Source organism: Pedobacter caeni, assembly GCF_900129215.1.
Classification (GTDB): domain Bacteria; phylum Bacteroidota; class Bacteroidia; order Sphingobacteriales; family Sphingobacteriaceae; genus Pedobacter; species Pedobacter caeni.
The window spans coordinates 1,618,407-1,633,316 of sequence record NZ_FQUQ01000001.1; the positions used below are offsets into that span (position 1 = coordinate 1,618,407).

The 14,910-nt window shown below is 42.3% G+C and carries 14 protein-coding genes; 3 read left to right on the forward strand and 11 right to left on the reverse strand.

What is annotated here, in order from left to right:
- Nucleotides 1-20 precede the first annotated feature (20 nt).
- The 3 genes from BUC20_RS07010 to BUC20_RS07020 are packed head-to-tail and all read left to right on the forward strand — an operon-like array spanning nucleotide 21 to nucleotide 3,373.
- A complete protein-coding gene (locus BUC20_RS07010) occupies nucleotides 21-608 on the forward strand; it encodes an RNA polymerase sigma-70 factor (protein WP_073229098.1) in 588 nt (195 codons plus the stop codon).
- Between the two features lie 12 nt (nucleotides 609-620).
- Nucleotides 621-1,583, forward strand: a complete 963-nt coding sequence (locus BUC20_RS07015) for a FecR family protein (RefSeq protein WP_073229101.1) — start codon at nucleotides 621-623, stop codon at nucleotides 1,581-1,583.
- On the forward strand, nucleotides 1,583-3,373 hold the full coding sequence (locus BUC20_RS07020; protein ID WP_073229104.1) for a peptidase associated/transthyretin-like domain-containing protein: 1,791 nt from the start codon (nucleotides 1,583-1,585) through the stop codon (nucleotides 3,371-3,373). The genes BUC20_RS07015 and BUC20_RS07020 overlap by 1 nt, the downstream gene beginning before the upstream one ends.
- Nucleotides 3,374-3,403: 30 nt before the next feature.
- Here the strand turns inward: BUC20_RS07020 and BUC20_RS07025 are convergent, their stop codons facing one another.
- The 11 genes from BUC20_RS07025 to BUC20_RS07080 all read right to left on the reverse strand — a co-directional run bounded on the left by BUC20_RS07025 (nucleotide 3,404) and on the right by BUC20_RS07080 (nucleotide 14,850).
- A complete protein-coding gene (locus BUC20_RS07025) occupies nucleotides 3,404-4,087 on the reverse strand; it encodes an SIR2 family NAD-dependent protein deacylase (RefSeq protein WP_073229107.1) in 684 nt (227 codons plus the stop codon).
- Nucleotides 4,047-4,997, reverse strand: coding sequence for an HTTM domain-containing protein (locus BUC20_RS07030; RefSeq protein ID WP_159441064.1), 951 nt, complete (start codon nucleotides 4,995-4,997; stop codon nucleotides 4,047-4,049). The genes BUC20_RS07025 and BUC20_RS07030 overlap by 41 nt, the downstream gene beginning before the upstream one ends.
- A gap of 10 nt (nucleotides 4,998-5,007) precedes the next feature.
- Nucleotides 5,008-5,484 carry a hypothetical protein gene (locus BUC20_RS33885; protein WP_159441065.1) on the reverse strand — a complete coding sequence of 159 codons (477 nt, stop codon included), beginning with the start codon at nucleotides 5,482-5,484 and terminating at the stop codon, nucleotides 5,008-5,010.
- A gap of 61 nt (nucleotides 5,485-5,545) precedes the next feature.
- A complete protein-coding gene (locus BUC20_RS07040) occupies nucleotides 5,546-5,974 on the reverse strand; it encodes a hypothetical protein (protein WP_073229116.1) in 429 nt (142 codons plus the stop codon).
- 122 nt (nucleotides 5,975-6,096) lie between these two features.
- A complete protein-coding gene (locus BUC20_RS07045; RefSeq protein ID WP_073229119.1) occupies nucleotides 6,097-8,880 on the reverse strand; it encodes a CHAT domain-containing protein in 2,784 nt (927 codons plus the stop codon).
- A gap of 15 nt (nucleotides 8,881-8,895) precedes the next feature.
- On the reverse strand, nucleotides 8,896-10,269 hold the full coding sequence (locus tag BUC20_RS07050; RefSeq protein WP_073229121.1) for a S8 family serine peptidase: 1,374 nt from the start codon (nucleotides 10,267-10,269) through the stop codon (nucleotides 8,896-8,898).
- Nucleotides 10,270-10,281: 12 nt separating this feature from the next.
- Entirely contained in the window at nucleotides 10,282-11,046 is a 765-nt protein-coding gene (locus BUC20_RS07055; protein WP_073229124.1) for a hypothetical protein, read from the reverse strand.
- Nucleotides 11,043-11,630 (reverse strand): RNA polymerase sigma factor, encoded by a 588-nt coding sequence (locus BUC20_RS07060; RefSeq protein WP_073229126.1) that lies wholly within the window; start codon nucleotides 11,628-11,630, stop codon nucleotides 11,043-11,045. The genes BUC20_RS07055 and BUC20_RS07060 overlap by 4 nt, the downstream gene beginning before the upstream one ends.
- 317 nt (nucleotides 11,631-11,947) lie before the next feature.
- Complete coding sequence (locus BUC20_RS07070; RefSeq protein ID WP_073229130.1) at nucleotides 11,948-12,529, reverse strand: DUF6580 family putative transport protein; 582 nt, start codon at nucleotides 12,527-12,529, stop codon at nucleotides 11,948-11,950.
- Between the two features lie 60 nt (nucleotides 12,530-12,589).
- On the reverse strand, nucleotides 12,590-13,693 hold the full coding sequence (locus BUC20_RS07075) for a DUF5074 domain-containing protein (RefSeq protein ID WP_073229133.1): 1,104 nt from the start codon (nucleotides 13,691-13,693) through the stop codon (nucleotides 12,590-12,592).
- 41 nt (nucleotides 13,694-13,734) lie between these two features.
- Complete coding sequence (locus BUC20_RS07080) at nucleotides 13,735-14,850, reverse strand: cell surface protein (protein ID WP_073229136.1); 1,116 nt, start codon at nucleotides 14,848-14,850, stop codon at nucleotides 13,735-13,737.
- Between the last annotated feature and the right edge of the window lie 60 nt (nucleotides 14,851-14,910).

The following is a 14,910-nucleotide window of genomic DNA, read 5'->3' on the forward strand; positions in this document are numbered from 1 at the left end:
TTTGAAGAAGAATCAGACAAGTGAAATTAACCGATCCCGTTTCCGGAGCCATACCGCAGATTTATGATGATGAAGCTTTTGAGCAGATGTTCAAAACGCATTATAAGGCCTTGCATGCTTATGCCAATGTAATGCTTAAAGATGATGACCTGGCAGAGGAAATCGTACAGGGCATGTTTTTAAAATTCTGGGAAAAGAGGGAGTTGTTAAACATCCAGACTTCCCTGAAAGCATACCTCTACAAATGCGTTTACCATGACAGCTTAAACCATCTTAAACACGAGAAAATAAAATTTAAACACCAGGAATTTAGTTACCATACCATGGATACACATCATGAATCCGCTTCGGCGAAAGTAGAGCTTACGGAACTGGAAGTTAACCTGAAAAGAGCATTAAATGAACTGCCGGAACAATGCCGGACGATATTTCAAATGAGCAGATTTGAAGAATTGAAATACCGCGAGATCGCAGATCAGTTAGGTCTGTCGATAAAAACAGTAGAAAACCAGATGGGCAAAGCCCTGAGGGTGTTGCGACTGAAACTCGCTGATTTCTTAACCCTCATTTTATTGGGGATCATGTATTATAAAGATTTTTTGAATTAAGCAAGAACAGCAATGACTGATGAATTATTGATAAAGTTTCTATTGAAGGAAACAAGTGAGGAAGAAAATACGGCCATTCAGGAATGGCTGGCTGCTGAGCCTGCGAACATTTCTCAGTTTATCGAATTCGAAAAAATCTGGGAAGCAAGTAAAACCCTCGCGCCAGCAAGTAAAGTGGACGAAGAACAGGCCTGGAATACTTTCAAAGAGAAAACGAAAAAACTGAATAAAAAGGAAGAAGCAGTAGTTCTTCCCCTGAAGAAAAATTATACCTGGCTAAAAGTTGCCGCAGTATTTGTTTTGGCCATTGGTGCATGGACACTTTATCAGCTGATGGCACCTGTTGCCTATACGGAACTAACTGCCAATAATGAAGTGCTCCTGAAAACCCTGCCCGATGGATCAGAGCTTACGATCAACAAAAAGTCACAACTGAGTTATGCCAGTGATTTTAAAAATGACCGGAGTGTACGCCTGGATTCAGGAGAGGTTTTCTTTAGCGTTGCACATGATAAAACACGTCCCTTTGTGATCAAGGCAGATCAGGTATCTGTTGAGGTAGTCGGTACTTCATTCAATGTAAAACACGACAAGAACCAGACGCAGGTTATCGTAGAAACAGGAATTGTAAAGGTCAGGTTAGGAAATGAAGAAATCAGGCTCATTAAAGGAGAAAGGGTTTCCATCAGTAATGTCACTAAAAAACTGATCAAAGAACAAAGTGAAGATCAGTTGTACAATTATTACCGCAGCAAACAATTTATCTGCACCGGAAATACATTAGCGGAAGTTGCACAGGTATTGAGCGAGGCCTACGGTGTAAAAATCACTGTTGATCCTGCAGCCCAACACCACACCTTTTACACCACTCTAAAATTAACCTCAATAGATGAGAATCTAAAAGTTATTTGTGACGCTTTAAATTTAACCCGCTCAGGTAACGAACAGGAAATTCTGTTGTCTAATAAAAAGTAATGAAGATCAAACTGACTATTCTGTGCCTTTTCTTATATGGAGCCGCCCATGCCCAAACTTCTGTTGTCAACTACCAGCAGAACCTTTCCAAACGCCTCAGCTTTGACATCAAACAGGAAAAGGTAAGTACGGTATTGGCTAAAATGAGTAAAGCGGGAGATTTCTACTTTGCCTATAACGGCGCTTTATTTTCGCAGGATAGTCTGGTAAACCTGAGTGTGAAAAATGCACCGGTAAGAGATGTGCTCGACAAAATCTTCAATGGAAAGGTCGATTATAAAGAAAATTCAGAATATATCATTCTCCGATATGCCGTAAACCACCTGACGATTGAACCGGAAAACATCACTACCGCCGAAAACCTGTACATGATCAGTGGATATGTAATTGATACTCAGACAGGAAAAAAGGTAAAACAAGCCAGTGTCTATGAAAAACGATTGTTACAGTCGACCTTAACAGACAATGATGGCTATTTCAGGTTACGTTTCAAAGGGGAACACAAAGAAGTGATCCTCAACGCAAGTAAGGAAACTTACAGAGATACTGCACTGGTCTTTCTTGCAGATATCACCATTAAACCGGAATCTTATGATGATCCGGACAAAGAAAAAGGCAGCATGTTTTCCAATGCGATTGAAGAGCTGGGAATTGGCCGGTTTTTCATTTCTTCTAAACAGCGGTTTCAGAACATGAACATTTCGGGTTTCTTCGCCAACACTCCATTTCAAACTTCTCTCACCCCCGGATTAAGCTCCCATGGGATGATGAGCTCTCAGGTGATCAACAAAGTCTCTCTTAATATCTTAGGTGGTTATACTGCAGGGGTAAATGGTTTCGAAATGGCAGGTTTGTTTAACCTCACCAAGGGAGATGTCAATAAATTTCAGGCTGCAGGTCTTTTCAATGCAGTTGGAGGAGCGGTGGATGGAATCCAGATTGCCGGACTGCATAACGATGTACGAAAGACGCTAAATGGCGTACAAGCTGGCGGATTGCTCAACCTCGTTAAAGGTGATGCAAAAGGGGTTCAGATTGCCGGGGCAATGAATATTGTCAGCGGAAATATGAAAGGTGTTCAGGCCGCAGGTCTGGTCAATATCGTGAGTAAAGAACACCATGGGGTACAGATTTCAGGTTTAGGAAATATCAATTCCAGAAGCTCGCATGGCGTATCCATCGGCGGTTTGGGGAACCTGACCTCAGGAACTTCTTCCGGAGTACAACTTGCAGGTTTGTTCAATTATGCCAAAAACAATACCGGGTTTCAACTTGCCCTGATCAACTTTTCCGATTCCTCTTCAGGAACAAGCCTTGGTCTTCTTAATTTTGTGGGAAATGGGTATCACAAAGTAAGCCTCTATGCTAATGAGCTGACCAATACCAACGTAGCATATAAAAGCGGAAATGCAAACTTATATAATGTCATCTTTGCGGGTAAAAACTTTTCAGATTCTGCAAGGGTAGAAACCTTAGGTCTTGGTTTCGGTCATGATTTTATCTTCAATAAAACATTATCTGTTGCTCCGGAACTGAGTTTTCAATATTTATACCTTGGCAACTGGAAATACAGCAATACGTTAACGAAGTTCCAGGTCAACCTTCAGATTCAACTCTTTAAAGGCTTTACCATATTTGGCGGTCCCTCCTATTCCTATTATAACAGCGATGCTCCTCCGGGATCAAGTGCCAAAGGTTACCGGCAGGAAGTTCCTCCCCGAAAACACCATACTTTTAGTGGAAATAACCAGGGATGGTATGGCTGGAATGCCGGAATCACGATTTTTTAAGTTCAGGAATCTCTATTCGTCAAGCACATTTCAGGTCAGCAGCTGAAGTAACTCTTTCAATCCTTCTGTAGCTTTCTTTTCAATTCTGATCACCTTTTTGCGGTCCCTTACCTCAGGAATCTTAGGATCAATGATATATCTCGGGCTTCCCGGAGGGACAAAATTGATCAGGCCTGCTGCCGGATATACGGCAAGGGAACTCCCAACCAGGACAAAAATATCTGCGGATTCACAGATTTCAGAAGCGGTTTCAATCATAGGTACCGATTCCCCAAACCAGACTACATGTGCACGCAGCTGAGATCCAAGTTCACATTGCTCCCCCATCTTTATTTCCCATCCGTTGATGGGATAAGTGAGCCTGTGATGCATGTCGGATTGAGAGCGGGTAATGACTCCATGTAAATGGATCACATTTGAAGAACCTGCCCTTTCGTGCAAATCGTCTATATTCTGGGTAATGATCTGAACATCATAGTGTTTCTCCAGTTCTACCAGGCCACGATGCGCATCATTAGGCTGAGCAGCCAGGACCTGTTTCCTCCGTTGGTTATAGAAATCCTGTACCACTTCCGGATTTCTCTTCCAGGCTTCAGGGGTGGCCACATCATAAACGTTAAACCCCTCCCATAATCCATCGGTATCCCTAAAGGTTTTTAATCCGCTCTCGGCACTAATTCCTGCACCCGTTAAGACGACTAATTTCTTCTTCATAAATTGTGTTCTTCCGATCAAATATAGCTAAAAAGCGCCAATTTGGGTTACGGAATAAGAGGGCACCAAAGGCACTGAGGTCGAATACAATCATGATCCAGGCGAACATTTGTAAGCCCATAACTGCTCCGATAAAGACGTGCATGAGCAAGACGGAGATCAATAATACGACCTGCATTTTGGGCCACCTGATCCAGATGAGCAAGGGGAAACCCAACTCTATAAACAAGGTACCCCAGGTCAATCCTGCCGAAACCCAGGAATAACTGGCCAGTGATTTCAGAAAGGGAGTTAGTCCGGTATAAAACTGCGGTTGGTTGATCGCCTGCCAGATGGCGGTTCCATTCATCCACTCCGCCCCTCCCAGCTTGGAATACCCTGCAGTAAAATAGACAATACACAAATGGACCTGTAACACCCGCAGGTAAAAGTTGAGCTGTTGGGGGTTGATGCTTTGTTTTTCTTTCCGGATGAGCTGATCGATCGAGCAGACCTTTTCAACAGGAAAAATTAAGGTATAAAAGAGTAAGGTAAAAAGAAATCCATCGAAGCCGAAAGCCAATAAGTTATAGCCGTTAAAAATCATCAGATGGATGAGCAAACAGATAAATGCACTGATCTTTGTCTTGAAACCAAACAATAAAAAACAAGCCGAAACTCCAAATATGACATACAGGATCGTCAGGAAAACGGATTCATTCCCGATGCCAAAAAACTCAATTACCTTGGGTAACGATAAAGTATAAGATACATCCAGCGGTTTCGTCAGCACATCCTGAATGATGCCATGCTGACTGAACAACATATCCAGCTGACCAAATTCTACAAATATTTTAGCAAGAATAGTGAGGGCAACACCAATACGCAAAACCGCGAGTTGTATGGCATGATTAAAGGTTACAGGTTTCATGATCTGAAGTTTATTTATAGGTGTAAGTTCCATTACAAATTTCCCGGAAACGGTTCGCTTTCCTAGACTTGCGGTACTCTGCCATGGTTGGAGGCATATATTCCCCAACGGATATATAAGTTGGCCCTGCATTGGGATATTTGGCAAAAATATAAGAAGCAACTACCCTGGACATTAATTCGTAGGCTTTGTGGTTCCTGAAGGTATGGAGCACCGAAGAAAACCGGCAGTCCAGAATATTTGTCCCTGTTCCGAAAGCATCTTGTTTCAGTTCTTTGCCGTCAATCAGGGTATAAGTTTTAACCACAGTCTGGTTGCCTACGTTGGGCGAAAAGAAACTGTAACCAAAACCGCCACCAGTCCAGGAGGAATACCTCAGCATCATCCCGTCGAACACCTGATTATCGCATACATTAGCCAATCCCGATCCCAATAGAACCACACAAAGGTGGAAGTAGAGGAAGCCTTTAAGTAATCTGTTTCGCATGATTATAGGATTTAAAAAAGGGAGCGGACCGAAGTCCGCCCCCCAATAGGGATGATACCGTTTATTTTCCGCCGCCTCTGGCTGCATTTAATTTAACAGACTGAACCGCCTTTTTAGTCAGATTGCTGTTCAATTGAGAAATCACGGCATTCTGAAGCTCTTTTCCGTTGGTAATCACTTTTACGGCAACGATCACATCAGAAGCTGATAAACCACCTTTAGCTCCGATTTTAGAGCCGCTTAATTTACCAATGGTTCCAATTGGGGCAGTACCAAACACTTTAGAACTGGAACGGCCACCTTTTGAAGTTGTGACCGTTAAACGGTAGGTAGAAGGATCTTCATTTTTAAGGGTGGCCAACACTTTATCTACTTCAGCTTGTGAGCTGGTGTTGATGATGATACCTTTAGCAGTTTCCTGAGCGTTTGCTGCTGTAGCTCCAAGCATCAGGAACAAACTTGCACAGATAGGGATAAGTAATTTTTTCATGGTTTTGGTTTTTAATGGTTAAATAAATTGATGAATTGATCTATAGATTCAACACATTAGTCGCAAAGCCGGAACAAAGGGAAACACGTTTAGGAATATTTTTTAAAATATTTTAGAAAAGGTCACTTAACAGCGATTAAGGCTGTTTTTTTTATCAAAAATAAATCCAGCAAAGTCAGGCCTGCGAACAAAATCAAGGCGATGCCCAGGCTTAAATACCAGCAATTTGATGAATTTTCAATACCATCGGTATTGCCGAGAACAATGGTTGCAGCCCAGAAATAAGGCAGCTGATACAACTGATCATTCTCCAGAAGAAAATCAAGTTTAGCCCGGTTTAAGGCTACGTCTTTAGGAATTCCCTCCTGCAGGTATTTATAGAACCGCTCGGTGAGCTGATAGGTAGTTTTATTGTCAACCTGCCATAGGTTGGTGAGCGTAGATGGCACACCGGCAGTCATAAATGCCCTGGCCAGACTAAACACGCCCTCTCCTTCGGCATGATAGCCAACCCCGGTATTACAGGCCGAGAGCACCAGGAGTGAAGTATGCGGGAAGCTCATCTTTTGAATATCTGAAAGGGAAACCGTAGAATCGGCCATATACAATACCGGATCCTTCCTGCTGCTGTCGGCAGCAGCATGGGCATAAATCTGTACAATCTCATACCTGCTCAGGTGATTTAGGAATCCGGCTCTTGTGGCAGCCCGGTTAATGATCAGCTTAGCGGATTTAAAATAGAGAACGATATTTTTAAGCGATTGATCTGCCCCGGGAAGAGCGGCCAGATTAAAGTTCTGGTTGTAAGCAGAAGGGGCAATTCCCAAAAAGTGATGCTCATCAACGGTCTGAATATTGATCTTTTTCATCATCACCCGCATGGAATGCACATAACTAAAGATATATTTCTTAGCCAGAAAGCTGCTCTTGTCTGAAGAATCCGATAACAAGGCATCAAAAGGGATAAACTGATCATCCAAAGACACGATCACCCGTCCTTCTGGCACTTTCAGCGGTGCAATCAGTTGCTGATATAAACGAAAGGCCACTTTTTCATAGGATCCGTAATATTGGTTCAGCAATGATTTATTGGAACACAGGTTGAGTAAGCTCTTGACGTCCTTCCCATAAGCCTGGTACGGAATCTTCAGCAGTTTCTGCTTTTCAGGAGATAAGAGCAAGGCATACTGGACAGAATCACCTGTAAAATACGCAATCAGGGATTGTTTCTGCTCCCGAAGCTTATTCTTTACCGAAGGGTAAGGGTATACAGAGTTGTCGTACTTGTATTGATAATATGTAGGATACTGCTCTTCCAATCCCCTGATAAATGACTCCCATTTGTCCTGTGAGTGCTGCCATTTATCCAATACCTGTTTATAAAGTGCATCATTTTTATTCATAGACAGGAGCTTCGTGCTCAATGTATATGTTTTTACCCGCAGCTGTCTTTCGACATTCCGGTCTTTTTCTGCCAGGTAATTCTCCGCAAAAAGTGCACAGAGTTTGTCGTTGAGCAATACAGCCCTGCTTTTTTCAAAAAAATAATACGCTTTTTCTATGTTTTGAAGCAGGTAGCACACTTCGATCGCTTCCTCATACATCTCTTTGGTTTTTTTACGCCAGATGAGTTTGGATTGCTCCCCATCCTGTTTCCACCTCATAATGTCTACCGCCTGATCTGCGATTTCGTAAGTCTTCAGCGCCATCATCAGTGTCTTCCTGTTTTTCTCTTTTCGATATAGTCCAAGCAGGGCTGCTCCCTTATTGGCCAATATGGTCGATACGAAGTAATCATTAGCGACCAACTTTAACATATCCTTAGTCAGATTGCTGTTAATGGCAGTATCACTGAAATTTAAAGGGAGGACATTCAATGCTTTCTGATAGCATTTCAATGCCTGATGAAAGTCATTATTCTTCCAGTATACCACCCCGATATTGGAATACAAACCTGCAATCTGGTAACTATCGCCAACTTTTTGAGCCATTTTCAGTCCTTCATTGTAATAGTAAACCGCCTTTTTCTTCTGGTTTAAACGGTGCAGGTAAACACGGCCAATTTCCAGCAGATCCCTGGAACATTGCTCCCAGTTCTCCTGGCTTTTATTCAATTCCAGCGACTGATGATAGAAGCTCAGGGCATCAGCGATTTTTCCGGATTTCTGAAGAAGATCTGCATATACGGAATAACTTGTTGCCAGATGCTCCGGGCTTGCCTCCTTCCCCTCCAATAAGGAGATTGCCTTTCTGACACAAACTTCAGCATCAGCAAACATCCCCATTTCAACTTCAGACTGTGCCTTTTGTGCCAATAATGGAGCCATGGCCATCCGGTCTTTGCGTTCTGCGGCAAAGAATAAGCCTTCATCCGCCTGCTCAATACTTTTCTCATAATCTCCGGTTTGGAAAAAAGAATAGGCCGTCTGTTCATAGGCCATAAAAACGATAAAATGCTTATCCGGATAATTGCGTCCCGATTCAATGCAGCGTCCAAAATAGTGATGAGACTCCTTTAGGAAATGAAGCTTTTTATAAAAAATGCCCAGGTTAAAGTAATTGTTGGTTAAAGAGGAAGGATCTCCCCCTTTTCCCATGTTTACCTTAACCGCTTCCTTAGTATAAATAATAGCGCGTTCCAAATCACCCGCCTTGTTATAAATATCCCCTATGCGGTGCACAATCTGGGCATATACCCCATTTTTTAAAGGATGACATTTGATAAATTCGTGCTGCAGTTCTTTTAAGTGCCCGATCTTTTGAGCATAACTATCGCTGGTATTTGTTTGGATGTCCACTATTTTATTGAGGATGTCCTGATCCGGAAGACATTGGCCGTTTAAGGCTAAAATTCCATAAAACATCAGCAACAACAACAAGGCACCCTTCCATAAAAAGCGTTTCATAAAAAGCCGGCTGTTTTATTTGATACAAGCGCCGTTGTGGATGTCTTTTTTCGCAAGGGCGGCATGGTTGACCAGAATCTGACCCGTATGATCGTCATTACTCATCACTTTAAGTGCGGCCAGAAAATCTGCTTTTTTGATATTCGGGATGTAGAGGCTTTTCTTACAATTCGCCCCGATGAGTCCTGTCGCAATGGCGGTCGCAAAAGAAGAGCCACTGATCAGGGTTGTTACCCGTCCCAGCTCCTCAAAAGGGAGTTTAAACTTCATTCCTTCTTTGGAAACCTCATCGGCAAGAACTCCAAGATCTACGTAATCCTTTGAGTAATTCTGGCTAAAACATACCGTACGCCCATCTGTGGTGGTCACAGTCACTACGCTATTGCTAACAGTACTGAGATGAGCAGGATAGAAATTATGGATGGCCAGGTTCCTCAGCTGTGAATCTGTTAACATCAGGCCATGTTCCAGAAAGTACAGCTGCTTTGCAATGGCATCATCTGCATCAATCTTATTCCCTGAGGCGGTGACAAAAAGAATCCCCTGTTTTCTGAGCACATTGCTGATCAGCTTTTTCAAATAAGGAACAGGAAGTTCATAGTAATAATAAAACCCCCAGCTGGCATTGATGAGCTGTGCACCTTTGGCGATTGCGAAATGAATGGCACAGATGATCCCAAAAAGATCTCCTTGTCCGTTTTTATCATGGGTTTTAAGGGGCATAATCTTTACCCTGTTCTCTTTGGCATGTTTAAACTCATTGATGATCAACTGACTGACCACCGTTCCATGCCTGCCGGCATGATCGTCCTTAAAATTTCCATTATCAGACACAAAATTCCAGCCTGTTTTTTGCGCTTTATAACAATCCCCCACAGCAGTTCCATCTTTTTCCTGCCATAAATAACCGGGATCTACAAGATCAGTATCTATTCCAGTGTCCAATACGGCAACGATGATTTCTTCTTTACGTTCATTGTTCCGCTCCTCAACAGCTTTCTTCAGCCCTTCCCGCTCCCTCGAAGATTCAGGAATGGTATTGAAAAAATTAAGGGAATATGATTCCCCGACGGTGGTTGACTTTGGCCCTGAGCCTGCCCTTACCGAATCGGTATTGACCAGGGTATGAATTCCTTTTGCCGACCATAACTGCACCGGAATCTTACAGTTTCCACAAGAACTGATCTTAATCCCATCGGGATTAAAACCGCTATCCCTAAAGGAAACTTTAATGATGTTGATGTCTGCCTGGGTGGGTACCTTTTTGAAATACAGTAAAATCTGATCCTTCCGGTAACTGCCGGCCAATAACCGCTCGGTCTTACTATTGGTCTTTTTAATCCAGACAGGATGATCTTTCCGCCTGGATGGTTCTTGTTGTTTAGTCATAAATAGGGATGTTTATAATTTTTGTAACCAAAATTTTGCTTCTTTACTTCCTGCCAGATTGCGGCGAACCACTTCCTGCAAGATCTTTTTCGCTGCTTCCCGATCTGTAGCCTTCCCTCTTTTCATTAAGGCTAAAGCCTGATAGAAAAGTCCGGGGTTGCTGTATAAACTGAAGGTCGATAAACGTTCAAATTGCTCAATCGCGGCGTCATACTTCTGGGTAACGAGATAGGTAATCCCTAAGTTTTTAACTGCCTCCGGCTCTGGCTGTGCTCCTCTGCTGAGGGATATAAAGATCTGCTCTGCTGCTTCATACTTTTTGGCGTTGAAAGCAGCAATCCCTTTCTGTAACTGATCTGCGCTTTCTTTTCCACCCATATTCAGTCCGAGTGTGCTAAAGTTGGCAGCAATATAGTTTTCAGACAATTGTTTTGCATTTTCTGCCGGCCGCCACAGGAACCAGCCAAGCACCAACAACACACAGGCCGCAGCGAGGTAAAATGAAAGTTTTTTAATCGAAATGCCGGATTTTAGCGGCAACGGAGGATGAGGTTCATCAGGAGCCGCTCCGGCCGACAGTTCCGCATAAAGCAGGGCAAATTCGGATCTTTTTTGCTTCTGCAGTTCCGTTCTGAGGGCTTCTCTCATCGCAATATATTCCGCAACCTCCTCTGCAAAGGCAGGGTCATCTACGCAGCGTTCCTCAAAGGATTGTTGCTCCTCCTTAGCAAGCGTTCCTTCAAAATAGGCTGCGATGAGATCTAATGAATTGTTCATTTTACGGTTTGTTCTATATTAACTTTCTTTTTCAATTTTTCCAGACACCTCAGCCGACTGGTCTTTACGACATCGGCAGAATTGTATTCCATAAATCCGGCAATATCCTTGTCGCTATACCCATCTTCAAAAAACAGCAGGATCTGCCTGCATTTCTCCCCAAGAGCAATCAACCTTTCCATCAGATAGTTTCGTTCTTCCTTCATCAACAGCTGTTGAATCGCTGTTCTTGCCTGATCAGGAAGTTCAAACACGAGACTATCTATAGGTATCGCCTGATTTACCTTCCCTTTATTAGTCGTATCTTTCCTTAAAAGGTCAACACATTTATTAGAAAATATTTTATAGCCATAAGATTTAAGGGCAGAACGCCCTTCAAAGCTACCTTTGATGATGTTATTGATGACACTGATGATGGTATCCGAGTATGCACTGGATGCATCTTCTTCGGAAATCCCATATTTTCTTACCCCTTGCCGGATAAAATAAAAGAAGCTTTTATACAGGTTCCCTTCAAAAATTCTTCGCTGTCCCCCACCTGCTTTCAAGCCCTCCACAATTGCCATATCTGAGTCTGCCCCCATAGTTCAGGATATAAAGCTTAATGTAAATAACTGGTTACACTATTGAAGTTAAGAAAAATAATCAGTGTAAAAAACAATAATAAAAGGAAGCTACATTCACTGATCATCAGACATTTAACAAATCAACAAAAGAACATTGCTAAATCGAAAAATCTTTTTGTAAAAATACCTGCATGTGCTCAGGTTGAGCAGATTGCAGGAAGTTGGGCAGATTGCAGGAATATGTCAATTGGTAGCCGGCGAGGAATTGATCAAAAAAAATCCCGGCTTCTCATGATTGCTCATGGGAATCCCGGGATTCAATAAGGTAGTATAAATTAAGCTACCCTTGTATTTGTTAAGCTCAAATAAGGATATCTGGCTTTAAGCATTTCAAAAGCACCAAACATTACTGATCCATAGACTAAAGTTCCATAAAGGAATTTCAGTTCAAAAGGAATAGCCGCTACCAAACAAGAGATATAACCTGCTACAGTTGGCGGATATAAGTTGGGAATATACATCGCACTGATATCGCTAACAATCCAGTGAACCACAACCGCAGCTACCGAAGAAGTAAGGAAAGTTAATGCAGTCACTTTATTCAACATCACTTTGCCCACAACCACCATCAGGATGAATGCAATATAAGTCCAGTACCATCCGTCATAGAAAAATCCATAACCGGAAGTTTTCGCGATAAAGAGATCACTCAATAATAAAACCGCTAATGGAAAAGCGAATGCCTTCACATTGTTGTTGAAATATGCCCCTCCGAATAAAGCAATAGCCCCTACTGCAGAGAAATTAGCGATCACTTTAAAGTCACCGGAAAATGGAGCTGCAACACGGATAATGCTGACAAAAATGATAATCAATAACAAGATTATCGTACGCGGATTGAATTTAGATTCAGACATGTTCATTTATAAATATACAACAAAGTTATATTTTTTCCACCGGATAATAAAACGGGTAAATTAATGAAATACAAACATTGCCGGGAAATAGTATTCCCCATAGGTAATGGTTTTATTCAATACTCCTGTCTTCGCATTATGGAAATACAGTTTATTAACCAGATAGTTTGCTCCGAAACCATCCTGAACGGTTCCTGTAACCAGCTCATCTGTCTTCGCATAATAGCCCAGGTTATTTTTATAAAACGACTGTTTATCCGGAGTGGTCACAAAAGGCTGATCCAGGGAAGCCTTATTTCCAGAGATATAGCGGTATAAGGTTTTTCCTCCACCCCAACTGTTAGCCTTAACCAGAAATACAGTATTTTCTGTGCTGGAAGCAGTAATCGGTGAAGCGTACCAGGTAGACCAGGTGGTATTTGGTGTGAATGGAAGTTCCACACTGTCGGTCGCTAAAGTTTTAGGGTCAGACTGGTAAAGGTATTTACCAGCGGTGTACCAAACGTTACCGTTTGGAGTCCTGGCAAAACCAAGAGTCACCCCTTTGATCTTTTTTGCTACCGAATAATCAGATACGTTGTAAATGATTGCGCCGTCAGACTGGGATAAGGCATACACATAATTTTCTGCCTTTAACATATCTCCGGTTTGTCCTTTAGCCCCCAGCAAACGCATGGTAGGTTTGTATGTTTTAAGGTTGATCAGGTAAATTCCATCACTACTGCTCAAAAGGCCATTGTTGTCATCTATCCCAACAAATGCACGCCAATCGTACTCTGAAGAGCCTGGAATTCTTCCCACTTCTTTCATCGTTTTCGCATCGGCAACCACCACAGGCCCTTTAGCTTTACTCACGACGTATAAATTATTTTTGAACATCGTACCAAACTGTACGGTAGAGGTCAGCGACTCAAATCCTTTTCCCGGATTTTCTTTCTGGAAAATGCTATCCTTTAAACTTGCAGACGCGGCATCAAAAAAGCTGACAGATCCGGTACCATGACCAAACCATCCTTCATTGATGATAAAAAATCCATCTTCATATTTCCCTTTTACCGGGTTTACTTCCGGTTCTGCCACAGCAGCGCTATCTTTCTTACATGAAAATAGTACAGCAGATAAAATTACTGCTGCTGCTATTTCCTTAAATCCTGTTATTCTCATTTATTATTGTAGTGTATTTGTTTATTTCGCTTTTATAAGGTTTATTTCGCTTTTACCAGGCTCAGGTCCTGAACACCGATCACTTCTGTAGACAGTTCACCTAACCAGCCCATATTTGCTTGTATTCCAGTCTGGATCTTGATGAAATCAATTCCACCCAATGCTACCGTTTTCTTGTCTTTATCCACTGCTTTTGCAATGTCAATCTTATCTCCACCCATGGTATTGTCCGCATAACCCCATGCAAACGGAGCGCTGGTGATATAAGTTGGAACGGTCATATTAATCCCTGTTGAAGGCAACAGAGAGCCTTTCAATGTATATTCATTTCCTGTTACCCATTCCGGAAAATAAGACTGTGTATGGTAGGTATTGGTTTTAACGACCCCTGATTTACCTTCGCTGTCTGTCCATGGTACATCTGCAGTAGCTGGTACTGGTCTTTTATAGGTCACGGAGTAATCACGTTTATAACCTGTCTTGTTAAACTCGCTGCCGGGAATTTCATACCAGGTATCATCTGCCAATCCGTTTCCGTTCTCATCCTGCATCACCCAGATAATTCCTGGCTCAGCAAAGTTGGGCATTGGATTTCCGTAAACGATGATGTCGTCTTTATCCACTTCGTTGATGACGGTATGGTCAAAACCAAGGACGATATAGCCACCCCAGGCGCCAAGGGTTACCATGCCTTTTTTACCCAATATCCCCTTAGCACTTTCCAGGTTTCCCGGTGCTTTGTTGATAAACTGTCCCGGTGCAGGAGAATATTCCAATAACCTGGTCACAAAACTATTACTGCCTGGTGAGGCCGGCACTGTTGGCACACCTACATTCACTGTATAAGAATAACTGAATACCGCCCCTTCTGCTGTTGCTGTATAATCAATTTTATAAATTCCGGACTTAGGTGGCGTAAATTCAAATGAACGTTCTGAGGTTTTAATTACCCCATCCAATTTCCAGCTGTGGGCAACCGTCACCCCGTTTTCTATACTGGCAGAGAATGAAGTTTTTTCGTTCACTTTTCCATTGATCGCCTTATCGGCAATGCTCATTTTTACGTTTGGAACGGGTTTTTCATCTTTGTCCTTCTTACATGCTGATAAAACGCTGAGGCTTAGCAGGGCAAGAACCAGGTAATGGTTAATTTTCATTAGTTTTTGCTTGTATTGATAATTGTTTTGTTCTGTTTGAAGAACTATTTTGATTGATTA